This window comes from Methylomonas paludis (genome assembly GCF_018734325.1).
In the GTDB taxonomy this organism is placed as follows: Bacteria; Pseudomonadota; Gammaproteobacteria; order Methylococcales; family Methylomonadaceae; genus Methylomonas; species Methylomonas paludis.
The window spans coordinates 2,217,120-2,240,471 of record NZ_CP073754.1 but is presented as its reverse complement, the minus strand read 5'-3'; the positions used below and the strand labels follow the sequence as shown (position 1 = coordinate 2,240,471).

Annotated in this window: 19 protein-coding genes; 7 read left to right on the top strand and 12 right to left on the bottom strand. The window is 43.2% G+C overall.

The window, feature by feature from the left end; genetic code table 11:
- The first annotated feature begins 249 nt into the window (after nt 1–249).
- Together KEF85_RS10095 and KEF85_RS10090 are read left to right on the top strand one after the other, a co-directional pair.
- Nucleotides 250–1,884 (top strand): hypothetical protein, encoded by a 1,635-nt coding sequence (locus KEF85_RS10095; RefSeq protein ID WP_215580122.1) that lies wholly within the window; start codon nt 250–252, stop codon nt 1,882–1,884.
- Nucleotides 1,885–2,079: 195 nt separating this feature from the next.
- Complete coding sequence (locus KEF85_RS10090) at nt 2,080–3,093, top strand: molybdopterin-binding protein (RefSeq protein WP_215580120.1); 1,014 nt, start codon at nt 2,080–2,082, stop codon at nt 3,091–3,093.
- Between the two features lie 123 nt (nt 3,094–3,216).
- Here the strand turns inward: KEF85_RS10090 and KEF85_RS10085 are convergent, their stop codons facing one another.
- From KEF85_RS10085 to KEF85_RS10075, 3 genes are all read right to left on the bottom strand, one after another.
- Nucleotides 3,217–4,179 (bottom strand): DUF4124 domain-containing protein, encoded by a 963-nt coding sequence (locus KEF85_RS10085; protein ID WP_215580118.1) that lies wholly within the window; start codon nt 4,177–4,179, stop codon nt 3,217–3,219.
- A 252-nt stretch (nt 4,180–4,431) separates the two neighbouring features.
- A complete protein-coding gene (locus tag KEF85_RS10080) occupies nt 4,432–5,067 on the bottom strand; it encodes a hypothetical protein (protein WP_215580116.1) in 636 nt (211 codons plus the stop codon).
- A gap of 122 nt (nt 5,068–5,189) precedes the next feature.
- On the bottom strand, nt 5,190–5,429 hold the full coding sequence (locus tag KEF85_RS10075; protein ID WP_215580114.1) for an EexN family lipoprotein: 240 nt from the start codon (nt 5,427–5,429) through the stop codon (nt 5,190–5,192).
- A gap of 896 nt (nt 5,430–6,325) precedes the next feature.
- Between KEF85_RS10075 and KEF85_RS10070 the strand changes: the two genes are divergently transcribed.
- Entirely contained in the window at nt 6,326–7,114 is a 789-nt protein-coding gene (locus KEF85_RS10070) for a hypothetical protein (protein WP_215580112.1), read from the top strand.
- Between the two features lie 146 nt (nt 7,115–7,260).
- Here the strand turns inward: KEF85_RS10070 and KEF85_RS10065 are convergent, their stop codons facing one another.
- On the bottom strand, nt 7,261–7,497 hold the full coding sequence (locus tag KEF85_RS10065) for a toxin-antitoxin system HicB family antitoxin (RefSeq protein WP_215580110.1): 237 nt from the start codon (nt 7,495–7,497) through the stop codon (nt 7,261–7,263).
- Nucleotides 7,494–7,904 carry a putative toxin-antitoxin system toxin component, PIN family gene (locus KEF85_RS10060; RefSeq protein ID WP_246534856.1) on the bottom strand — a complete coding sequence of 137 codons (411 nt, stop codon included), beginning with the start codon at nt 7,902–7,904 and terminating at the stop codon, nt 7,494–7,496. Before KEF85_RS10060 ends, KEF85_RS10065 begins: the two co-directional genes overlap by 4 nt.
- Before the next feature lie 467 nt (nt 7,905–8,371).
- Here KEF85_RS10060 and KEF85_RS10055 point away from each other — a divergent pair, with 467 nt between their 5' ends.
- Nucleotides 8,372–9,685, top strand: coding sequence for a tyrosine-type recombinase/integrase (locus KEF85_RS10055; RefSeq protein WP_215580106.1), 1,314 nt, complete (start codon nt 8,372–8,374; stop codon nt 9,683–9,685).
- Nucleotides 9,686–10,014: 329 nt separating this feature from the next.
- On the opposite strand, the gene KEF85_RS17120 is transcribed toward KEF85_RS10055, so the two are convergent.
- Complete coding sequence (locus tag KEF85_RS17120) at nt 10,015–10,431, bottom strand: RloB family protein (protein WP_425515599.1); 417 nt, start codon at nt 10,429–10,431, stop codon at nt 10,015–10,017.
- Nucleotides 10,432–10,536: 105 nt separating this feature from the next.
- On the opposite strand from KEF85_RS17120, the gene KEF85_RS10045 reads away from it, so the two are divergent.
- Nucleotides 10,537–11,901, top strand: a complete 1,365-nt coding sequence (locus KEF85_RS10045) for an IS1380 family transposase (RefSeq protein WP_215580104.1) — start codon at nt 10,537–10,539, stop codon at nt 11,899–11,901.
- Between the two features lie 210 nt (nt 11,902–12,111).
- On the opposite strand, the gene KEF85_RS10040 is transcribed toward KEF85_RS10045, so the two are convergent.
- From KEF85_RS10040 to KEF85_RS10015, 6 genes are all read right to left on the bottom strand, one after another.
- The gene (locus tag KEF85_RS10040; protein ID WP_215580102.1) at nt 12,112–12,387 is read right to left on the bottom strand and encodes an RloB family protein; all 276 of its coding nucleotides are present in this window, start codon (nt 12,385–12,387) and stop codon (nt 12,112–12,114) included.
- A 26-nt stretch (nt 12,388–12,413) separates the two neighbouring features.
- Complete coding sequence (locus tag KEF85_RS10035) at nt 12,414–13,661, bottom strand: AAA family ATPase (protein ID WP_215580100.1); 1,248 nt, start codon at nt 13,659–13,661, stop codon at nt 12,414–12,416.
- Between the two features lie 177 nt (nt 13,662–13,838).
- Nucleotides 13,839–14,459 carry a hypothetical protein gene (locus KEF85_RS10030; RefSeq protein WP_215580098.1) on the bottom strand — a complete coding sequence of 207 codons (621 nt, stop codon included), beginning with the start codon at nt 14,457–14,459 and terminating at the stop codon, nt 13,839–13,841.
- Nucleotides 14,460–14,584: 125 nt separating this feature from the next.
- Nucleotides 14,585–15,448, bottom strand: a complete 864-nt coding sequence (locus KEF85_RS10025) for a hypothetical protein (protein WP_215580096.1) — start codon at nt 15,446–15,448, stop codon at nt 14,585–14,587.
- The gene (locus KEF85_RS10020; RefSeq protein WP_215580094.1) at nt 15,411–17,972 is read right to left on the bottom strand and encodes a RepB family DNA primase; all 2,562 of its coding nucleotides are present in this window, start codon (nt 17,970–17,972) and stop codon (nt 15,411–15,413) included. The genes KEF85_RS10025 and KEF85_RS10020 overlap by 38 nt, the downstream gene beginning before the upstream one ends.
- Nucleotides 17,973–17,979: 7 nt before the next feature.
- The gene (locus tag KEF85_RS10015) at nt 17,980–18,222 is read right to left on the bottom strand and encodes a helix-turn-helix transcriptional regulator (RefSeq protein WP_215580092.1); all 243 of its coding nucleotides are present in this window, start codon (nt 18,220–18,222) and stop codon (nt 17,980–17,982) included.
- Between the two features lie 610 nt (nt 18,223–18,832).
- Between KEF85_RS10015 and KEF85_RS10010 the strand changes: the two genes are divergently transcribed.
- A complete protein-coding gene (locus KEF85_RS10010) occupies nt 18,833–20,197 on the top strand; it encodes an IS1380 family transposase (RefSeq protein WP_215580090.1) in 1,365 nt (454 codons plus the stop codon).
- Between the two features lie 521 nt (nt 20,198–20,718).
- Nucleotides 20,719–23,292: an ATP-binding protein gene (locus KEF85_RS10005; RefSeq protein ID WP_215580088.1), complete on the top strand. Its 2,574-nt coding sequence runs from the start codon at nt 20,719–20,721 to the stop codon at nt 23,290–23,292.
- Nucleotides 23,293–23,352 lie beyond the last annotated feature (60 nt).

Below are 23,352 nucleotides of genomic sequence, written 5' to 3'. Positions count from 1 at the left end.
TTATAAATTTAGCCCCTTGGCATTTAGCTAATACTAGTAGGCGACCAATCTTATTTTGACGGATACGGCGTAGGATGCGCTGAACGCAGTGATGCGCATCCAGTGTCGGCACATCCTCTGGTGCTTCCGTCAAAGTAATGTTGGGTAACCCCTGGGTTCCGTCAGTTGTATCTCCTTCAAGCCTGGCGGAATTACTAACAGAATGATTAAGGGGCAAGTATTTAAACCAATACAGTCAGGAAATGAAAAATGCAAAATTTTAAAAAACTTGTCGCCGGTTCATTTGTGTTGAATCTGGCATTAGCATTTAATGCCTGGGCCTTGCCCCCGGATGCTACGCCCGATCTAGCCGTTTATATACCCGGATCCCAATCCAACGATCCGGCATTTGGTTTTCTGGTCAATAACATCTCCGTGGCTAATGCCGTGTGTCTGGATGCCCCCAATAGCGCTGGTACCGGTACTAGCCACATTTATTTTCAAAGCGGAATCAACGATAACTACTCGGCCATTTATTGTTACACCGACGATACCAAAATCCCTGGCCTAACGACTGGTGATGCTACCAACCATCATAAATCCAAAATCTGGATATCCAGACGCCGACTGGGTGCCTCATTTGTTGGTTTGGATGCCGTTAATCACGGTACTTTATTAACTTATCTGAAAGATCCGGTCACCGCAGGCTGTACTGCCAGCATTGGCTCATATTCATCCGGTGGTGCCACCTATCAGTATCACTATACCTGCACCACCGCCACAGCAGGCATAGCCGCTACCGCTGCGACTTCAGACGTGACACCCGATGTGTTTGGTGCGGCTGACAATGTCACGCCCGGTTCCACACCTATAAATGCTGCTCAGTTAGACAATGTGCACGCTTTGGGTGGACATATTGTTGGTATCCCCGTCACCTTGTTGCTCAGAAATGCACTGCAATATGCTGAAATTCAAAGCGGATTATTGCCCAATACCTGTACGGTTGGCGATGAGACGGCAAAATGTGTACCCAGCTTGAGCAAGGAACAATTGGTCAGTCTGTTTACCGGTGCTATTACCGACTGGAGTCAGTTCCAGGTTGATGGCAGCAATACTCTGGTTGATGTGGTTGCCGCCGGTGTTTCAGCAGGCGTTTCACCGCCCACTGGTACTAATCCGCACGGTGGTTTACAGAATCCGACCGATACTACTGTGCATGTCTGCCGTCGCGAAAACGGCGCTGGTCAGCAAGTTGCAGTGTTAGCCAATGTACTGCAATACCCTTGTTTGGGCGCTACCGCACCTGAGCTGGCTACACCGGCAACTGCCACGCTGGGCGATATTCAGTATGCCACCAGTTTGGGCGCTGTTGATAAATGTCTGGCCGACTACAATGACGGTACCAGCACTTGGTTTGGCACTACCAACCCATCGCCTTATCCAAATCCACCCTCAGCAGGCACTGCACATGGCACACAGTGGGCATTAAGTATTCAAACTACCGAACGTAATGCCACCAACAAAGCCAACTATCGCTTTATTGCTATCGACAGCGCTATCCCCACCGGTTTGGAAGCCTATCTGGGTCATTACCGTTTAGTCGGTAATTATGCCTTGTCCTGGAAATCCGCCAGTAATAGCGCTAACCAGAATGCGGCCTTAAACGCTATTGCAGCCTATAGTAAACTGCCTACCACGATCGCGGCGCGTAATATTTCTTTAAGTAATCAGTCGTTTGGCCAAGCCGGCTATATCGCCTTGAGTGATAACGGTTATACCCCACCTTTAGTTTGGGATCCAACCAATCCAGTAACGCCCTATAGCAAACTGGATGCGCACGGTAAACCCAACGCTTGTGTGCTGCCAACCGCCAACACCAATTACGGTCAGGTGCAACTGCAGTAATACATGCATCGCTCCGGCCGGTATGGTCGGATCATCTAAGCTATCGCAAAGATAGTGTTTAGCTAAAAGTTGGAATGTTCAAGCTCAGGGACATAAGGATTTGTTCCGCTTGAATCGCACACGGATGTGCAACCCTTTCTCTATATCGTTCCGTTACCTAAAATTCAATATCTAATATCAGCAGAGGTAAAGACAATGGTGAAAAATATCGCTAGTGGTCTCTATGTGCTTTTTATGGCATGTTTGATACCAGTAACTACCGCATTAGCAGACAGTTCCGTCAGTTTTAGCGGGTTTTTAAAGCCCTCAAGTCCCAGCGGATTTAATTTGGCCGATTTACAGACTTATGCCGGCACCAATCCCAACTCAGTTAAAACCGTTACGGTGGCAGGTGATACCTATACCGGGGTTTCATTGAGCAGCTATTTAGCTTCCTATGTTGCTACCGATCCCAGCGTGCCCAAAAATGACATTCTGCGTGATTATGTGACTGCCACCAGTAGTGGCGGGGCTCAAACAGTATATTCATTGGGCGAGTTGAACAGCAGTTTTGGCAACGAGAACGCCATTATTGCCTATAGCGACAGCAATGGCTCACTCAGTACGCCCAGCATTATTGCCGCAGACGGCGCCAATGTGCAGAACTTAACTAGTTTACAAGTCGGACATCTGGCTTATACGCCGGGATCTGGCGGAGTTTCCTCGCAATTTACCATTGATGGCGCTGTAGCCAATATCACCACCTATAACAGCAGCAATTTTCCTGGCAGCTTAGCAACCCAGACAGTTAGTGTTAGTACGCCGCCATTAACAGCCGGAACCAGCTTCAGTGGTGTTTCCATTTGGGATTTACTCAATCTGGCCGGTGTGGACACCAGTAGCGCCAATATTCTGCATGAATATGTAGTGGCCACTGGCACAGATGGATATCAAACAGTATTTTCACTGGCAGAACTGGATCCCTTATTCGGCAATAATAATGATCTAATCGCCTATGCCACCAACAGTGGTTCCTTAGGCGGCTCTGGATTTGCCAGAGTAGTGGTTCCGGCAGATGTAGCCAAGGCAGGTCGATATGTGTCTAATCTTAATGAACTTACAGTTATTTCCGTGGCAGCAGTACCTTTACCGTCATCATCCCTGTTTATGTTCAGTGGTTTATTGGCTATGATTATGTACAAATCCAAAAATAAACTAGCCATTGCATAAAATTTGGTAATCACCCAGGCTTAGGTTGTGGTTTGCCTGTTTTGTGTTGATCTGACCGCAAAAAGCAATAAAGCCCTTAGATACCAAGCTAAGGGCTTTATTCGCACTCGTGGGCTTTTCTATTTACTTACCATAATCAGGCACTAAAAACTGTAGCTTGTCCCAAGGAAAATTTTGCAATATCGCCCAGTTTTGCTTGCCGCCAAACAAAGCCGGATAAGGATTTGCTGAACCCTTCACGGTATAAGACAACACGTTCTCAGCACGTAAAGTAATCGCTCCGCTTTTATCCCAAACCACAAAACCGTAAGTTTGAGCGGCTTTGGCAATAATCTTACCAACCGGAGTTAGGTTTAATGTATTAACATTAATAGTGGGGTCAAGCCTGAACCGGGTGCCTTCCGGTATCTGATTAGGCAGATTTCTGAGATTTTTGCCGTCAGAACGATTCGCTGGCCAGGAATAGATACTTTTATCTGCCAAATCAACCAACGCTATACCCATAACATGATTGATCTGGCCGTTTTGCAATTCTTCTGCCGTTATTTGTCCAGCTGCCAATGGCAAACCAGTGGCAGTGACTCCGTAAGGAAAAGAGAAAATGCCGGATGATGTCAAATAATTTTCAATTTGTCCGCCCCAGCAAGCCTGCCATTTGCCTTTTACCTTATGTATTTGCCAGAATTCCCACAAAGTATCGCTGGTCGGATCATATATGATCATTTCCCCATCACTGTCTGGTGAGCTGAGGGCATTGCTTGGTATCGGAACGCTGGATAATTGGGTTTTCAAAGTTGGACTTAGGGTGCTATTTACCTGGCATTTCCATTGGTTTACAGCCACAGTTGGGGTGCCGGGTTCTACAACATATACCGGTGCATTAAAAGAATCGGTTGTTATCGAAACAGTTCCATAATGGGTATGAAACTGTCTGATAAATTCGCTGACGTAGTTATTGGAATTGGCAGCCAGCGGGGCATCTAACGGAATTGGCGTAGTCCAAAAGCTATTGGCTGGAATTGGCACTGCAGAATTAGCAACTCCAGAAACTGTAATTGCTAAAATTAAAAAGATTATTTGGTTCATATTTTTACCTTATAGTTATATGTCGAGCAATTGCGGCCTAAATTAACCGGCTATCTAAACAATGTAAGTATGGCCGGTAAAGCAAAGCTGCGCAACAGTCGCATCCCAAAGGTTTGTACGCGGAAAAATTGGATACAGAAACTTGTTTCTGCTGGTTTCTGAGCTTAGGAACTGGGTTGAAATGGTATTAACGGCTTGCAGACAATCGCATACAGATAAAACTGTATTAGGAGCGCCCAATCGACACCCGCATCAATAATTGGCGTATTGCCGGTCTTGCTGAAGAACCGTGCAGACTTGATCAAAACAGATATGCTCATCGGCGCTGTTGAGGATATGATTTGCCAAAGCGGTAATGCGTTGCCAGTTTTCAACGCGTTGCACAAAGTGAAACGCCTCTACAAATAACTCGTTAAGCTTGGTTTCGCGTTCTTTTACAGAAGGCAGGAATGACTTCAAATAGCAGCCAACTTCTTCCAGATCAGCAGAACCACCGTAATTATAAAGAGAGTCGGGTTTCAGCAAATGCACATTAAAGGCTTCATTATCGCGAATGGAGACATATTTTGCTTCGGCCAGCGGTCCAGCCAGATAATTGATGATGTCGGCCTCGTAGGCTAGTTGACAACCAACAATACTGGCGGACTCCGCCCGGCCTATCATGTTTGGATCGGCTATTTGCCGACCGCCGCAAATTCTGGTGAACAGCGGCGCAGCCAATCCATTTAACTTTTGCAGTTGGATATGAAAATACACCGCAGGCAGATTTTTGCGTTTATTTTCCAAAAAAATGGCAGCAGCATGCCCGGCCTCATGGAAAGCAGTTCTTAAATTGATTTCCAGGTGATTGGAAACGTCCATGTCCTGATGTTTATAAAATCGCTGCATACTAGTGCCATCCTTGTAAAAGCCGGGGCTTTTACCGCAAAAAACAAACATTCTGTGTTGGTGTCCGAGAACTGAACAGGCTGTTACCAGCACTCAGTCCTCGGTAGTTCTACCAATTTGACTCAATTACCGCCTTTAAAACTGATCTCCAATGCGTGCAATGAATTAACGCAATTCGCAGTCGATTGCAGGCCGGGATTACCGTAACATTCCTTGTTTTGTGCTTTGGCAGCCTGGAGGTTGGCGACATACCAAGCCACAGATTTTTCCTCAGACTTCGATTCACCTGCAATAGTGGCTTTGAAAACACTAATACCCAAAACTAAAATAATAGCAATTGTAATTAAAGTATTTTTTTTCATAACTTATCTCTTCTGTCCGTTTAAAAGGGTAGTTTCATCGCACGCCTTTATGCGATGAGAGATAAATTACCAAAAAAATTATTAATATAAAATGTGGTTAATTGTCGCGCGACAAATTGTCACAATAATATATTAAGAATGCTAAATTCAGAATAATTAAACTATGTTAAATGAAGTAATTAAAATAGGCCATATCTCTTATTTTTTCAGTTTAATGCTGTTAAATAATTAGATGGGGTTTTCTTGTTTTTGTTTATGTGGTTGTATTTTAAGGTATTTTTAACATTAAAAAAGACTTGGGGGTTTTTGCATGGCTAATAAATATTACAAACCATAATATGTTTCGTGTGTTTATAGCCATAAAAATTAATCTGAATTAAATCGTTCCAATCACAACACGATAAGCCGTAATGAATAGGGCGTCAATAGGCGATAGCCGTATTGCGCCGAATGCAAGCAATACCCGTTATTACAAACTGGTAGCATTAGGCGTAACCCATTTCTGATTACCGTCGGGGATAATGATAATCCCAATCAATCGCTGGCGGCTTATTAAACAAAGCTTTTTTAGACCATACTTGCCTTAGCGGTACCAAAATCAGCCTGCAAGCCCACCCAAAATCCGTCGTTCATGCCGAAAAAACGCGATAAACGCAAGCCGGTATCGGCGGTAATAGCGCGCCGGCCAGCGCTCTTTGAGCAAAGATGAGTTATTATTGTTTCCGGCGATTCTGGATACCACGCCAGTTATACCGGCAATGTTTTGAAGCTGTTGATTGCATCTGACGGGCAAGGGATAGAGCTATTGCTGCGGGCGGATGGGATAGATTCTGATAATGAACAATATCTACAGCAAGCCATACAGCACCCGGTACGATTGATTGCAGCCTTTCCTTATGTCGTCTAATCCATCCTTTCAACGTTACATTGGTATCGACTATTCAGGCGCCGAAACGGCTGAATCGAGTCTTAAAGGTTTGCGCGTTTATCGTGCTCAAGCAATAGCCGAACCTGAAGAAGTTATGCCGCCGCCAAGCCCTCGTAAATACTGGACCCGGCGCGGAATTGCCGAATGGTTGCGCCAAACCTTGACCCAAGACTTGCCGACACTGGTTGGCATTGATCACAGTTTTTCATTTCCGCTACGTTATTTTGAAGTTCACCAGTTACCGCCGGATTGGCCAAACTTTTTGAACGATTTTCAATGCCATTGGCCTACCGACCAGCCGTATACCTATGTCGATTTTGTACGTCACGGTTCTGCTGGTAATGGTGACGCACGCATGGGTAATCCACGCTGGCGTCGCATCTGCGAAGAACGTTGTAAAGCAAAATCCGTTTTTCAATTCGACGTGCAAGGTTCAGTGGCCAAATCCACTCATGCCGGCATTCCTTGGCTACGTTATTTACGCTATGAGTTGGGTGAGGCTGTACATTTCTGGCCTTTCGACGGTTGGGATATCCCACCTGGCAAGTCCGTCATCGTTGAAGCTTACCCTGCTTTGTATAAACAATTTTTTCCCGTAGAGAACCGGACTAGCGACCAGCACGATGCTTACAGTATAGCTGCGTGGATGCGCCAAAACGATCAAGACGGCAAATTATTATCATTTTTCACACCCAATCTACCGGGAAATCTTCGCGGGATAGCCGAGGTTGAAGGTTGGATACTTGGAGTAATTTGAACTTCTAGATCGTTAAGCAAAGGCTGGTGGCGCCAGATAAATAGAGCGTATGCAAATGGTATCCTAAATGTTACTAACCTTATTGACTGATTTGAGCTTGCCAATAAGATTTAAGCAAAAATTCGAAACTCAGTAGTCCCATCAGTCTAAAGCTTATCTTCTTCTGCAGGATCGACATCAGGAGCATGATCTAAGATCGACAAAAAGACATCTCGGCTGCCACGCTTAGCTTTCTGAGTTAAATAGTCTTCAGTCATCAATGCCGCTATTTTTTCTCCCAATGCCGAGGTAATCAATTGCTCGATTGATATTTTTTCTTTTTGAGCCAAAGCTTCTGCTCCTCTAAAAAGGGAGTCAGGAAAATCGATAACTACTTGTGTCATAAGGATACCCCTAAAATCTGCATAAATGCTTTGGGTGTGGCTAAGCGAATATTAAAACGCTCAACACCCGGAAAATCTCTTTGGTTGAAAGTAATAATAAATTCAGCTTGAGCTTCAACAGCCAAATCCAGCAAAAAATCGTCGTCAGCGTCCGGTAACTGTGGTCGCCAAAGATAAAAAATCTTGCGATGTAAGCTTACCTGGCAGATGTAATCGATAAAACTGTCAATCTGTGTATTCGAGATACCCAAGGGCGGCATCAGTCGTTTACAGACTTCTTCGTATTCCAACACCAATGGAACAGAGATCACGCATTCAAACAGCTCCTGCCCCAATAGTCTTAAAAATTGGTTAGATGCCCCCTGTTTTGAACGTAATGCAGAAATAATCACATTAGTATCAATCACTACCCGATACAATGGCTTCGCCTAATAGTTGGTCATTTCTTCAAATCATAGCACGAGATAAGAGAGCTGGTCTTAAGTGTTTGAGGTGAGAGTCAATCACCAATAATTCGATTTCCAAGGCCAATTGTCCAATCTTGGTATGGCAGCACCTGTATCTATTAATGAGCAGTAAGTATTGTGGTTTGTTGCGGCTTCTTTTCCTGAATTGCTCCACCAATGCCGAACGGGCATAAAAAAGCCCTTAGACGTTACCATCTAAGGGCTTGATTTATATGGAGCTAGTGAGGGGATTCGAACTCCTGACCGGCTGATTACAAACCACACGGCGATTAGTCCATTGTCATCCAATACAAGTCATTATATCTATTAAAAACAATAGTATGTAAAATTTCATTGTCCAATTAAATCCGGTAGGATGTATAATTATCCAACATGAACTGCCACTAAAACTGCCACTGGATTTGATTATGACCACATTCACTGCAACCCAGCTTGATGCCATCAAACCAACCGCAAAGACACAAGATGTGACCATTGAAAAACTTGGGTTGGGAAAAGGCTGTCTATTGTTAAGAGTTCAACCCGATGGCAAAAAAGTATTTTATTATCGGCACTTTCAAGAGGGAAAAAAGCGCTTTGTCCAAATTGGCAGCTTCAACACCAAAGGTAAACGCAACTGGGATGGGAACAGGGGGGCAGAAATAGGTCTGTCTGCTGCAAAGGATGGTGCTCGAGCAATTGCAAATATCGTTGAGGAGCACGGCGACATAATCAGTTACGAAAGTAAGCAGGCTGAGCAGGAGGCAGCAAAAAGGCAGCAAGGAAGTTTTGCCGATCTTCTTGAATTGTATATCCAACATCTAAATGATGCCGGCACAGTCAGAGTGAATAAGGTCGAGGGTACCATCAACAAGCATGTTCGGTCGGCTTTCCCACGGATGCTCACCAAACGAGCTAATGAAATCACGCCAACCGATATTCAAACCATACTTGCTAAATTGGTTCAACAAGGAGTCACCAGACAGGTTAACCTATTAAGGGGCTACCTGATGGCGTCATTTAACCTGGCTGCGCGTCATGACAACGATCCAAGACGTCTGGCTTCAGGTTCGACAGGATTCAGCTTAACTTCAAATCCAGTAGCGCTGGTGCCAGCTATAACGGTATTTAATCGTGCCGGCGAGCGCTCGCTGAGTAAGGAAGAGTTGCTATTGTTTCTGTCGGTCTTGGAAACTGCCCCGGAAATTCCGGCTGCATTTTTGAAGTTACTGGTTGCACTTGGTGGGCAACGGATCGAACAACTGTTGCGTGCTGACTGGTCAGATTACGATTTTATCAATCGAGTTCTGACCTTAAGAGATGGTAAGGGTAGGCCGGGATTGGGTGTCCGGGATCATCTGGTTCCACTTACTGATAGGGCGTTGGAAATATTAGAGCCCTTGCGCCAAATCAATTCCGGCTGCCATCCATTTACTACCATAGGAGGAAAGCGTATGGACGTTGGTACACCATCGAAACTGGTTCAAAAAATAGCTAAACAATTAAACACTGATTATGATGTCCCGCTATTTCGAGGTGGAGATATCCGTCGTACATGTGAGACCCTGCTTGCTTCTATTGGGGTGCAAAAAGAAGTTCGTGCCCAACTCTTGAGCCATGGAAGATCTTCTGGGGTACAGGCCAAGCATTACGACCGCTATGCGTATTTACCTGAAAAGCTAGAGGCATTGGAAAAATGGGAATTTTTTCTCTGGGGAGATAATCCTGGAATAGGCAGTTGATCGCTTCGTCAACAGCTTAGCTTAAACTTGAAAAATCAAGAAAATATGTCACTTACCGTACTCAACAAAAGAGTACACTGCAAAAAAAATCTGCGCTCGTTAACATCTGGAACACTCTATGAATAATGTTTTTGCGTGTGTCTAATTATTGAAAATCGTTGGCAATGTGGGCACTCCCAATTGAACTTATTAGCCATACTGGATCCTTTTAATATTAGATTGATGTTTAGATAATATTGTGAAGCTGAACCCTTTAAGAATGACCGTTATTGATAAACAAAGGAGTTTCTCTAAATTCGCACTATGCCAATTATATTAAGCTTTAAGCTTTAAGCTTTAAGATTTATGATCTGATGGACTAGGCGATGAATATCTGTATATGGCTGTATCGAATCATAAGCTGAGAATTGCTCGGCTAAGGAAATAGCATGTTTAGTAGCTAAAGGCAAACACTGACAAGTTCTAGAAAAGTATCCGGCTTGCCCTTTTTCATAGTTATCTAGGAATTGGTTAAGCCGAGTGTAGACATCATTGCGGTGCAAAGGTGCTTGTATATTGACAAAATGAAGTAATAGCCAAAGCTCGAAGCAGGGAACAGATGCTATTGCTTCAAAACGCACTTTCTGCTTTATATCGTTATTAAACTTACCATCTAATGATTTTGCTTTATCTAAAGCATCATGATAGGTTGCGTGATCGTCACGGTCAAATACAGCATAAACTTCCTCAAAGGCGTGAGGCTCTATGTGTTTATGTTCATCCTGAATCCGTGTTCGTTTTTTTTATAAATAGTCATAAGTCAATGATAAAAAAGGTATAATATAGTTTTTCTATAGTCACCCGTTTTGATTATGGCACGTTTTAAGCTTAAAGAATCCAAAAAGGAACTTACCTCCTATGCCGGACTATCCTTGATCGGCCAGTGCCTGGAAGCGGTCAATGTCGAAGTGATGGTGGACGGTAGAATACCTGTTTCACAGGGTATCAAAACCTCGGATTTAGTCAAAACCACTGTTGGCCTTTTAAGTATAGGCAAAAGCGACTTCGAGGCTGTTGAGCCGTTTCGTGAAGATCGTTTTTTCAAGAAGGCATTGGATGTACGTAAGGTTCCCGGCAGCGTGTGGCTGCGGCAACGTCTTGATCGTGTCAGCGGCAGCCTGCTGGAGCCGGTGGATGATCTATCGATACGACTCATCGAACGAACAGAAGCCCCAATTACGCCGCATAAAGGCTACGTCTGTCTGGACATGGACACCTTCGTCATGGATCAGAGCGGTACCAAGAAGGAAGAGGTGAGTCGAACCTATCAGGGAGTGGATGGCTATACGCCTGTCGCGGCTTATTTGGGCAATGAAGGCTGGTGTATAGGATTGGAACTGCGTCCAGGCCGCTGGCATTCATCGCTGGAGATTGATTATTTTCTAGAAAGGCTGTTTCCTCGAGTTGAGCGCTTGGTTGCACCGGGTTTGCCGTTGTTATTACGCAAAGACTCAGGGTTTGATAGCGCCAAACTGTTATTTACGGTTGCGGCTGAGAAAGAACGCTGGGCAGCCATGAACAGGCGCTTTGAATACTTGATCAAGTGGAATCCAAGACGGCAAGATAAGACATCCTGGTTAGAAAAAGCGGAAGCGGCCGGCGCCTTTGTTGAAAAACGCCCCGGTAAACGGGAAGCGTTAATGACACTGACGGTGGAACGTGCTTGGAAAAAACAGACTCGCCCCTTCAGACTGGTCGTGCGGATCATTGAACGCACGAGCAATAAGCACGGCCAGATGCTATTACTGCCGGACATTCAACTGGAAGGCTGGTGGACGAGTCTGGAGGAACCCGAAGAAACCGTCATTGAACGCTACCGCGACCACGGCACCCATGAACAATTTCATTCGGAATTCAAAACTGACCTGGATATGGAACGCTTACCATCTGGAAAGTTTGAGACCAACGACTGTCTATTGAGAATGGGTATGTTTGCCTATAATTGCTTGCGACTGATTGGTCAACTGGGCTTGACTGGCGACTTGGCGCCAATACGTCATCCGGCAAAACGACGGCGGTTACGAACGGTGCTGCAAGAAGTCATGTATCGAGCAGCCCAGGTGATCCACAAAGCCCGGCAATGGTGGCTGGACTTAGGGTGCGCCTCACCCGTGGCAAAAGTATTCGCTTATTTACAAGAGCGATTGGTGGTGCAGCCTGGCTTTGCATCAGGATAAGCGGCGCGAAAGCTGAGATGCTGGTTACGAGCTGATTCTCCGGGTAGAGAAGAAGATTGCTTGTCTTGGCGTCAGGTTTTTCATCTGGCGATGCCGGCAATACCATGGAAACGATTGATTTTTGCGACTGAGGGCTTGATGAACGGCAGTTAAATTTCGATTGGTGGTAGATTTTTTTAAAAAACGCGTCTGAAACGCGACTGCCCTCACTTAAACCGAAAGGAACACGGATTCAGGTTCATCTCCATTTATCAGCAAGTGTTCGGCATAATTGACAACTTGTAATGGAGTGGTGCCGTAACCGCTTTGTTGCACTAAAACATTTACAGTACTAAGGCGATATTCAGAACGGATTTCATTAAAATAATTTGGCTCAGTTTTAGAACCTTCGCTTACGATTAAAATCCTGCTATTTCCTGTTCGTTTGCCCTGTCTACGCTCTAGTTTTCTAGCTTGACGTACCTTAGGATGATTGTCTATTGCCATGTTTGTTAGTCTGTTGGATAAACAATCTAATTGGATTCGTTAAAGAAAGGAACTGCACCATATCGCCCAATTAGGTATCCTCGCTCCCAAGCTTCATTTTCTCTTGGACTGAAGTCAGTCAGTGGATACAAATTTGTTGCCTGATTTTGATCTTTTTCAGTGAACCAAATTTGATCGCTTCGGAATAATGCTCGATCTAGTAACGAAGTGTCGTGTGTAGTAAACAGGAGTTGTGCGCCGAGTTTATTAATTTTGGTATCGTGAAACATTCTTACTAGTTTCCTGACCATCAGTGGGTGCAAACTGCTGTCCAATTCGTCCACAATTATAAGCTTTCCATATCTGAGCGCATCAAGTATTGGAGCAGCCAGGGCATAGAGATGTTGGGTTCCAATGGATTCTTCATGTAATTCAAAAGTTGCCGATCCTTTCTCTGTTTTATGAACAAATTGAGGGATAATAATTTCATTTTCCTCACTAGTTATATGAGGGCCTTCTGGGCTAAATAAAATTAGTTGACGATATCCTTGGCGTGGAACGCTAAAAATTTCACTAATACTAATATCGGCAGAAGCGAGGAATTCACAAATTTCGCGCTTACCTATGTCAGATTGTAGCAATGCTGTTGTGAGATCGGCAGATAAATTAAACCCAGTATTTAATGGAACAAGCTGTTCCACAATCCAACGATACACTGGCAGTATGAGGAGGCTATTAAATTGTGCTGCTGTTGATAGAAATAGTGCATTTGATCTAGTTGTTTTTTGCCATACCTTACGAGGACCGGATAGGTGGCTGCTGAATTCATAAACTGAGTTTTGAGTTGATTCATCATAGTGTCTGTTGAACCATTGCTGCGGTTTGGCTGCGCGATAAACCAGTAACCATTCATCAATAATTTTTTCAGGCGTAAGGCTAAAGCCATACTGATATCGGATACCATAAAGTAAGAAAGTAATTTCGAACTCTGTGGGCATCGTTACACAAGAGGAATCTAGTCGGAAAGGCTGTACGTTGAAATGTTGTCCAGATTGCATGCTGGTGGCAGATTCAGATACTACAGAACGCATGTAATTGAGAGCCTGTAGAATAGTGGATTTTCCACTAGCGTTTGGGCCATAGATCACAGCACTTCGCACAACATAGGATAAACTTTTTAGGCTAGTTGAGGTTAAATTGGTTTCGGCCAGTTTTTTATCATTTGAGGCTATAAAACTTACAATAATTTCGTCACGAATTGATCGAAAATTGCGAACGCGAAATTCCAAAAGCATAAAAAACAAGCCTAATATAAAAAATTATAGGCAATTATGCGCTTTTTATGCAAAAAATAAAGTTATTTTTAGGAATTTTCTTGTTGTAAATAAAATTTTTCTGAGTTCTTCGAAAATTCACATTTAATAAATGTCTAACGCTTGATAGTGGGAAATTGCATTTTTGCGAAACAAATTTCACTCCCCCAAAATCTTATCCAAAAACCCAAACCGTTTCGCCATTCCCCTCAAGGTAACATCCACATAAGCATCATGCTGAGCCTTTAACCGGTCATAAGTTTTCCAGTGCATACCCTTGGGCTTGTCACCATTCGGATTTAATATTCCACGCTGCCAAGCCAGTTTGTCTCGGATCCTATCAGCCTTTCTTGATGACCGATCATCCGCTGATTCTCGCTGACTTTCATAAACCAGTTTATAACAATGCCGACAGGCAAAAATACCAGAGCTACCCAGATACAACAATGCCACCCGCCGACCGCATCCATTGGCCGGACACTTAAACCAAACTCGTTTGCCACCATAGCTGCATTCAGTGCTATCCAGCATTACCGAATAGTTCTGGTTTTTCCAGTCTCCACCATTCTTGCGGTAGCGGTAATCCAGAGTAAGCCTATCGTCTTGGGTTTGAATTTGGATAGACGCCACTTTTTCATTATTTCGGCTCCAATTCAAGGTGTAGGACAGCCCAGTTCTGAGTAAATCATCCCGCTGCAATCGCCTGATATCCAGATGGTGATAGTCATTGGTGGTATTTTTTCCACCCTGATCTTGTCTGCCACTACCCATGCCGCCCATATTAATTTTTTCTCCACCAGATTTTGCCTAAATCATTAAGTAAATTAACCGCTTTGTTTTGCAAAAAATTACTTAAATCTAGAAATACCAAGGCTTACAGGCATTTTTAACTGTTGCCTTTTTGCCTAGTTTTTTAGCTCTTTTAGCTTTAAAAGCATGGCTAATGTGCGTTCAAATTTGCGGTCCAAATGGGTTTCGTAGCGATTTAGCTTCTCTAACCGATGTGCTTGCACGCCTTCACCCAAAGTTTGCGCTCGGATTGCCGGTTGGTAACGTGCTTCTTTCTCCATGCGGTAGCCGATTGGGAATAAAACGTCGTGCATAAAATCCTCCAAGCCTTCGGCCGTTGCCGGATATTCTTCTTCCTTGACACGGCTATCCCACCAATCGCGCGAATCCTCAGTCAATGCCAGCCTGGCGCGTTTATAGGCATTGGTACCACCTTTACGCAAAATCTTTGCCGCCTTATAGGTGGCTTCAAGATCTGTTTCTGCATCGCGCTGACGTTCGGCAATTTCTTCTGGGCTGGAAGTCAGCAGTTCCACCAAATCGTGGGTATCGTTTGATAAGCCCATCTCTAATGGCACCGAGGCCCGAACGGTACTTCTGTTGCTTTTTTCATGGGCGACATTCCACAGACTACTGTTGAGCGTGGCACTTTCACCCATTAATACCCGGCGTTTACGCCATAAAATACTGGCCAGCTCTTCAACCAAATGCATTTCAGTAACACCAGATGGTTGATGTTCTTCGATTAAGCCAGCCAACAGCGTATCAAATTCACTCCGGTCTTCATGTGGTAACACAACCAGCTTGGATAAAATGCCATGTTTCAACGCATTGTAACGAACCGGCGCATAATTAGGGTTTGGCAAAGCAGCTTGGTGTTCCGTAGTTTCGGAAGCTATGACCAGAGGGGTATTTTCAATAGTTTGCATGGGTAGTTCTCCTTTATTCGCCGCGACTGGCGCGGGCATATTCATCTGCATTAATTTCTGTATTGTTGACAGTTTTTTGATATGCAGGATCAGAAACCGATGGAACCGATAAAACCGATTCAACCATCCAGGCTTCAGCAGAACGGGTACCGGGAGCAGCAACAAAACGCAGGCCGTCCACAATGCGACCTGAATTACGTTTTATCCAGCGACCCAGTCTGCGGCGATTAATTTCCCCGCGTTCCTCGGCAATATCTTCAAACACTTCTTTGAGTTCGTTATGTTGAAGAAACACTCTAGGTGCCTCAAAGACAGCTTGGCGCACCATGGTGGGCTTGTTACCAAACCTCTGGTGCCATGCATTCAACAACCGGGACAAGTTTTCGCGCTCTGGATCTTCAGCCATGGCTTCAAATACCGATACAGCTGGATCGGCACAGCCAAGCCAAAGCAAGGGTTGTCGGCAAAGTGCTGACCATTCACCAAAGCTGTTCACCGATTTGACTTCAGTTATTGGTCTGCCGGCAAATATCCAGGCACGTATAATAGTCAATGCCGCACAGACATAAACACTGCGCAGATTCAGTACATCCTGTATCAAATCCGGTCTTTTAAAATTACGGGTTGCCGGTATTTCACATTGAGGTGATAAATTAATCGTAATGCAACGTCTGGACATATCCTGGATCGGCCCGACATTGTTACCACTGGATAAAAACAAGGTGCGGGTATTCACGGTTGCCATTTTGGAAATACCTAAAATACGGCCACTGAAATGTTCAGAGGTTAGCACCGTACATAAACTCTTATGCGCCAGCAAATCACAAGTCAAATTATCAAACTCTATGACTGCCGGACTGCACAACAATTCTGCCAACAGCATTTTGCGGCATTCCTCATCATCAGCAGGAAAGCTGGAAGGTGAGCCTTTGCGAGGTGTAGCAAATGCGGTAAACAATTCACAGAGATAAGATTTACCTGAACCGACCATGTGGGCACGAACATGAAACATCGGGGCATGGGGTAAGCTCGGACGTACCGTGGCGGTCAAAATGGCAGCGAGTGCGGCAGCAAGATCGGTTTCACGAGCAAAGCTGAATTCCTCGAACAGGCCTTTCAATAATGCTAAAGCCTCTTCAGCATCTTTACGGCTAGGATTTTCTGGTACATAGAACTCACGTGCATCAAACATCCCAAACATTTGGGTATCAGGGTCATATCCTGCTTTGGTCATCAAGCTGCCGTTACCACGCAAATAAGGTTGACGAGTCAATCCTTTGATGACATTTAGATGTTTGTACTCGATAGAATCATACAACACACCGGCATGTCTGCCAGGCGGATCAGTAGCCACCCAATCCTGACCACGAGCATCATACTTTTCCCAGCGTGCCACGCCTGCCAAAGCTCTGACCAAAGCTGGTTGCCGGACATCCTGTACTCGGGTTTCAAATGTACCCGGATCAGTGATTACCGTAACGATCAATCCACCTTGCTGATAATAGAGTCCAGATTTTGCCAATTCCAGTTCGGCAGCATCCACAACCCGATGGATTTCACCATTCACCACCCGGATAGTAGGCTTCATACGTACCGCATTAGCCTGCAAATCAAGATAGTCCAGCAGATTGCGAATATTACGACCAGCACAATGGCCATGCATACATTTAAAACCACCGATCGCCCAGTTGGCATCCGGCTCAAAGTAGGCCGTACCACTATCTACCGCATCAGTATGTTCTGAAACCCATGGACAGGTAATATCGTGCTTACCAGTGCCCAAGGGTGTTTTATACAAACCGCTATGCTTCAAAGCCGTTAGCACGGGATTAACCTCCGGCTGCGGCAACCAAACAGGATCACCTTCCACATGTGGTTCCTGAACTTCCTTTTTTGATTTAGGTTTTGGGCGTTTGCTTTCCAGCAGCTCTAACTGAAAACCCTCAACCAAATCCTCAACTGAATAACGCAATTCAGGATTCCACTTTTCCAATCTGCAAACAAAGGGCGGGCTATGCTTACCATTCACCCCGACTGGTAAACGAGCCAAGCGAGCCCGCGGGCCATTGTTGCCAGGATCGCACAACTGTGCAGTAATAATGGCATTCACTAGTCGATCAGCCAAAAGGCCATCAGTTAAGGGTACATCCAACAGATAGCCTGCTTGATAATTTCCAGGTGATGTTTCCAGTAGCCAGCTTGGCAACAGTATCAACCTATCAATATCAACCTTGCTGCCTACATCATCCAACACCACGGCATACAACGCATTAAATTGTGTTTTTTTGCGCCGGTATTCACCAGAATCATTTGGATGAAAGTCTGCCAGACTAAAATAATTATTGGAATCTACCGAAAACACTGTCTTGCCTTGCTGATACACCTGGCCAAACCAAACGCCTTTAGTGACTTTGTTAGGATTACCAGAGAACCCAACTACGATAGGCTTGGTATCTTTTGCATCGCCACCAAACACTGTCTGCAAAAAATCTGCATTGCTTACAAAATAGGTTTCAGCGGTTTTATCGGTTTCCAGCGTACTGATGGGAAAAACTGTCAGGGGAGCATTCATCATATACTCCCTATAGCGCAGTCTTGCGTGCAGCTTCCAGTTTTACAACCAGTGCGCGGATTTCTTCATCAGATTTGCCCGCAATACGTGCTGCGTTCAAGGCTGTCAATTCAGCATCAGGCCAACCGACCGCACGGGTGCCAATCTGTACTGGTTTGGTGAACAGGCCGTTTTGAATATCGAGATAATGGGCGCTACGGGACCGGCCTCGTTCTTTTAAAATGGCTGGAAGTCTTAATATTCTATGTGACATTTTGGAACCTCTCTAACTACTAATGGAATGTTGAGAGAGATGGTAGTTGGGCGATTTGGGCAATAAAACAGCGGGAATCGCACCAGAATATTGTACGGAAAGTCAATTAAAACAATTATTTATGATTGGCGGCTAATGAAAAATTTATTATGCATTAGGGCAATCCTTTGCGTCTAGTTGGTTGAAAATACTGGGTTGGGAAAGGCGAAAATCTGGGCGAAAAAATTCCGCCCAACTTTTACGAAAAAATAATAGACTTATACCAGTTACAGTTCCAATTTGCCCAATTCGCACGGTTCCTAACCAATAGGGGGGGGAGATATATGTTCTGGTTACTTGATGCTTTTCGCGATGCTTTACAGGTTTTGTCCGTTTACGAATCTAAAATTCGACCATTCTTCGGAAAGGGGGCTAAAAATTTAAATTACGATTACGATTACGAACCGTTTCCAAGAATTCAGTTATTGAAATATTAATCAACTAAAACAGGTAGCTATAAAATGAGTATTTGTTACATTTCCCTGAATCCGTGTTCAGGCTCGCATAATAACGCATAAGCCAATGATAAATAAGGTATAATATAGACTTTCTGTGTTCACCCAATTTGATTATGGCACGTTTTAAGCTAAAAGAATCCAAGAAGGAACTGACTTCCTATGCCGGGCTGTCGTTAATCGGCCAATGCCTGGAAGCCATCAATGTCGAAGCGGTGGTGGATGGACAAATTCCGGTATCCCAAGGGATTAAGACCTCTGATTTATTGAAAACGATGGTCGGTCTGTTATGTATAGGCAAAAGCGATTTCGAAGCAGTTGAACCGTTTCGTGAGGATCGTTTTTTCAAGAAAGCATTGGATGTACGCAAGGTTCCTGGCAGTGTCTGGCTGCGGCAACGGCTTGATCGTATCAGCGGTAAGCTACTGGAACCGTTGGACGAATGTTCGATTCGACTCATTGAGCGAATACAAGCCCCGATCACACCCCATAAAGGTTACGTCTGCCTGGATTTGGATACCTTCGTCATGGATCAGAGTGGCACCAAGAAGGAAGAGGTCAGCCGAACCTATCAAGGTGTGGATGGTTATACGCCGGTTGCGGCGTATATAGGCAATGAGGGCTGGTGTGTCGGCTTGGAGTTACGCCCCGGTCGCTGGCATTCATCGCTGGAGATTGATTATTTTTTAGAGCGGCTATTTCCTCGCGTTGAGCGTTTGGTTGCACCGACTTTACCGGTACTGCTTCGCAAAGATTCAGGGTTTGATAGCGCCAAGCTGTTGTTTGCCATCGCCGATGAGAAAGTGCGCTGGGCGGCTATGGATCGGTGCTTTGACTACTTGGTCAAATGGAATCCCAGAAAACAGGACAAAACAGCTTGGGTCGAAAAAGCACAAGCAGCCGGAGCCTTTGTTGAAAAACGACCCGGTAAACGGGAAGCGTTAATGACGTTGATCGTAGAACGCGCCTGGAAAAAACAGATTCGTCATTTCAGACTGGTCATACGGGTCATTGAGCGCACCACGAATAAACATGGACAGATGCTGTTGTTGCCGGAGGTAGAACTGGAAGGTTGGTGGACAAGTCTGGAGGAAGCGGAGGAAATGGTCATTGAACGCTATCGCGATCACGGTACACATGAGCAATTCCATTCGGAATTCAAAACCGACCTGGATTTGGAGCGGTTACCCTCAGGTAAGTTTGAGACCAACGACTGCCTGTTGAGAATGGGCATGCTGGCCTATAACTGCTTGCGGCTGATTGGTCAACTGGGCTTGACGGGTCACTTGGCACCGATACGCCATCCTGCAAAACGTCGGCGGTTACGAACCGTGCTGCAAGAAGTCATGTATCGAGCCGCTCAGGTCATCCATAAGGCCCGGCAATGGTGGCTTGATTTGGGGCACGATTCGCCAGTCGCTAAAGTATTCGCTTTTTTGCAGGAGCGATTGGTGGTACAGCCTGGCTTTGCATCGGGATAATCCTGGGAAACAGAAACGGAAACGCAAGGTTTGAGCTGATTCTCAGGATTGAGAAGAGGATTGCTTGTCTGGATGTCTGGTTTTTCACTCGTGGAGAGCGGCAAAGCCGGAGAAACGTGGGATTTTTACCGTCAGGGGGTTGATGGGCGGCAGTTAAGCTGTGATGGGGGAACGTTATTTTTTAAAAAAAGCGTAAAAAACGCAGTGGCTACCCCGTAAACCCAAAGGAACACGGATTCAGGATTTCTTAACACATTGAAAAAAAGTGATATTTGCATTTCGATGTTAACAAACGTAAGATTTTATATGATGTAGCAATAATTTCTGCCGCTTGTGATCATCAAGATCAAGGCAAAATTATATCTTATACTAAGAATAGCATTGAAAGTCACCGTATTATACAACTAATTTATTTGTCAATTACTTTTTTAAGCGAGCTCTATAGTCCCCGATATTTATTAGATTCTCGTCACTTAAGGTTATGAAAAATTGTTATTTTTATTTTCTATACAAAATTACTTATGAATGAATGGGAAAAAGAAAGATTAGAGCTTAATTCTTTTCTAGAACAAGTAGAAATTCAATTATTATTTGAAGATGATTTAAGAGAATTAATTAAAGCACAAAAACACGATCCTGTAATGTGGAGATCTCGTAGAATATTAGAACATATTGTTTACAATTTATGTGAAAGTATTTTAAATCGTAATTTTAGCAAAAAAGATAATCTGGAAACCGCAATTAGCCAGCTTAATAGCCACATTGACAATATAATTATTATTCACATGCATCATGTTCGATCTCTTAGTAATATTGGCGTGCACCCAAGACGAGACAATAATATTAAAACTGTAATCGATAAATATGAATTAGATAATATAAAATCTGTATTCCGCTCTCTGAGAATTATATTGGAATGGTTTATAGATATTAAAGGCAAAAATAATTCACCTAAAGCGTCATTTGCAAATGAATTAAAAAATAAAAATCCATATATGGGTTTATATTTTTTTGATGAAAAAGATGCTGGTATTTTCTTTGGACGTAATCAGTTTTTGGAAGAACGATTATTTCCATTTTTTAAGACTATAATGACATCCTCTACTAAGTTATTGGCATTAATTGGGCCTTCTGGATCAGGAAAATCTTCTGTTGCCCGAGCAGGACTTATACCTTTAATTAAAAAGTTTTATCCAGAATATGAAATTGCTGTAACTGTTCCGACAGCCAAGCCATTAGAGGCGCTGGCATTTAGTTTAGCAAAATTAGTTGAAGTAGAAGATAAATTACCAGCAAAAAAATCTCATGAATTTTTGGAGTTAATGCAAAATGATTATGAAAGTCTTAGGCGTATTGTTAGTCAAATGTATGAACAAAATGGTAAAACGTTAATATTAGTGATCGACCAGTTTGAAGAATTTCTCCAATGTAATGATAAAGAAATGGAGAAGCGATATTTATCTAATTTGTGTGCTGCAATAAATAACCCTATTGCAAATTTTTGTTTATTGATTACACTTCGTAGCGATTTTCTATCGGAAACTCAAATAAATCCAGATTTTAATACTTATTTAAGCCAAAACTCAATCATCGTTCCAGTACTTGACGAACAGTGTCTTCGAGAAGCAATAACTGAGCCTGCGCAATTGTCAGGTCAAATATTGGAGGAGGGTGTTGTACAATTATTAATAGATCAAAGTATTGGTCGAGAAGGTGCTTTACCACTGTTGCAGCACGCACTTAGTGAAATTTGGCAGGGTATTACACAAGGCACATCCGCAACAGAAACACTAAACAAAATTGGTGGCGTTGGTGGGGCATTAGCTAGATGTGCACAACAAATTTATGAACAACTATCATCATCCGAGCAAAAAATCGCCCGAAATGCTTTTGTCAAGTTGATACAATTAGGCGAAGGGACACCTGATACAAGACGTAAGCTACTTGTTAATGATTTAGTCACAAAAGACGACAATCGCGAAACTATACGCATTGTACTAAGTAAATTTGCAACGCGTGATTCACGTTTACTCACATTTGGAGCTAGCAATGATGGTAAAGAGCTTATTGAAATTACACATGATATTTTAATCAATAATTGGTATGAATTACGAGAATGGTTAGAGTCTTGTCGTGAAGATAAACGTTTACTTGATAGAATTGATATAGCAGCTAAAAGTTGGAGTAATACAGGTCGTAAAAGTGGATCGTTGTGGCGACCACCTGATCTAGATTTAATGAATACATTTGTAAAAAATAGCTCATTAGGAAAGCTAACGGAATTACAAGATGATTTTTATGTTGCCAGTAAAAATGTGCATAGTAGAAGTTTATGGTTAAATCGACTTTTGCTAATATCTCTCTTTATATTAACTCTTATTTCTGTGGTTTTTTGGAAAACCGCAAGCAAACAGGCTGACATAGCAGAAAATCAAGCCACACATGCAAAAGAGAATATGAATAAAGCTAGAAAGGTAATTCATGATTTTTTATTAAGTGTTGCAGAATCAACACTTCTTAATAAACCGGAATCTGAAAGTTTGCGTAATTCTTTAGTAATCCAAGCAAAGCAAGCTTATGATGAATTGGCAGAAAATGCTAAAGATAGCGTAGATTTTAAACGTGAACAAATCGAGGTTGAATTAAAATCCGCACAATTAAGTGACGATATTGACAACAATAAAGACACAGAAAAATTATATATTAATTTAATAAATAACTTGGAAAGTTTATCAATAAGTAATTCTGATGTAAGTTATATTTTTAGGTTGGCGCAAACATATACGAATTTAGGAAATCTATATCTTGATGAAAACGATGTGATAAATGCAAAAAATGTATATGAAAAAGCAAAATCTATATTAGATGATTTGATAGATAAGTCACCCGGCATTAGTGATTACCAAGATGCCTATGCCTTGAATTTGATTGCTCAGGCAAAACTTTTAATCAAAACAGATAAAAATATTAATGCTAAAAAATTAATAGAAAATGCTATTTTTTTACAAAAACGACTTTTTTTTGAACATCCAGATAACATAAATTACCAATTTAATTTGGCAGTCAGTTATTATGAACTTGAGAATTTAACCTGAATCCGTGTTCCTTTGGGTTTACGGGGTAGCCACTGCGTTTTTTACGCTTTTTTTAAAAAA

Bases quoted from the DNA above. Each gene is read 5' to 3' on its own strand.
- KEF85_RS10030 (WP_215580098.1), bottom strand. From the start codon at position 14,459: ATGGGCGGCATGGGTAGTGGCAGACAAGATCAGGGTGGAAAAAATACC.
- KEF85_RS10010 (WP_215580090.1), top strand. From the start codon at position 18,833: ATGGCACGTTTTAAGCTAAAAGAATCCAAGAAGGAACTGACTTCCTAT.
- KEF85_RS10040 (WP_215580102.1), bottom strand. From the start codon at position 12,387: ATGGCAATAGACAATCATCCTAAGGTACGTCAAGCTAGAAAACTAGAG.
- KEF85_RS10020 (WP_215580094.1), bottom strand. From the start codon at position 17,972: ATGATGAATGCTCCCCTGACAGTTTTTCCCATCAGTACGCTGGAAACC.
- KEF85_RS10095 (WP_215580122.1), top strand. From the start codon at position 250: ATGCAAAATTTTAAAAAACTTGTCGCCGGTTCATTTGTGTTGAATCTG.
- KEF85_RS10055 (WP_215580106.1), top strand. From the start codon at position 8,372: ATGACCACATTCACTGCAACCCAGCTTGATGCCATCAAACCAACCGCA.
- KEF85_RS10015 (WP_215580092.1), bottom strand. From the start codon at position 18,222: ATGTCACATAGAATATTAAGACTTCCAGCCATTTTAAAAGAACGAGGC.
- KEF85_RS10025 (WP_215580096.1), bottom strand. From the start codon at position 15,448: ATGCAGATGAATATGCCCGCGCCAGTCGCGGCGAATAAAGGAGAACTA.
- KEF85_RS10085 (WP_215580118.1), bottom strand. From the start codon at position 4,179: ATGAACCAAATAATCTTTTTAATTTTAGCAATTACAGTTTCTGGAGTT.
- KEF85_RS10080 (WP_215580116.1), bottom strand. From the start codon at position 5,067: ATGCAGCGATTTTATAAACATCAGGACATGGACGTTTCCAATCACCTG.
- KEF85_RS10005 (WP_215580088.1), top strand. From the start codon at position 20,719: ATGAATGAATGGGAAAAAGAAAGATTAGAGCTTAATTCTTTTCTAGAA.
- KEF85_RS10045 (WP_215580104.1), top strand. From the start codon at position 10,537: ATGGCACGTTTTAAGCTTAAAGAATCCAAAAAGGAACTTACCTCCTAT.
- KEF85_RS10035 (WP_215580100.1), bottom strand. From the start codon at position 13,661: ATGCTTTTGGAATTTCGCGTTCGCAATTTTCGATCAATTCGTGACGAA.
- KEF85_RS10065 (WP_215580110.1), bottom strand. From the start codon at position 7,497: ATGACACAAGTAGTTATCGATTTTCCTGACTCCCTTTTTAGAGGAGCA.
- KEF85_RS10070 (WP_215580112.1), top strand. From the start codon at position 6,326: ATGTCGTCTAATCCATCCTTTCAACGTTACATTGGTATCGACTATTCA.
- KEF85_RS10090 (WP_215580120.1), top strand. From the start codon at position 2,080: ATGGTGAAAAATATCGCTAGTGGTCTCTATGTGCTTTTTATGGCATGT.
- KEF85_RS10075 (WP_215580114.1), bottom strand. From the start codon at position 5,429: ATGAAAAAAAATACTTTAATTACAATTGCTATTATTTTAGTTTTGGGT.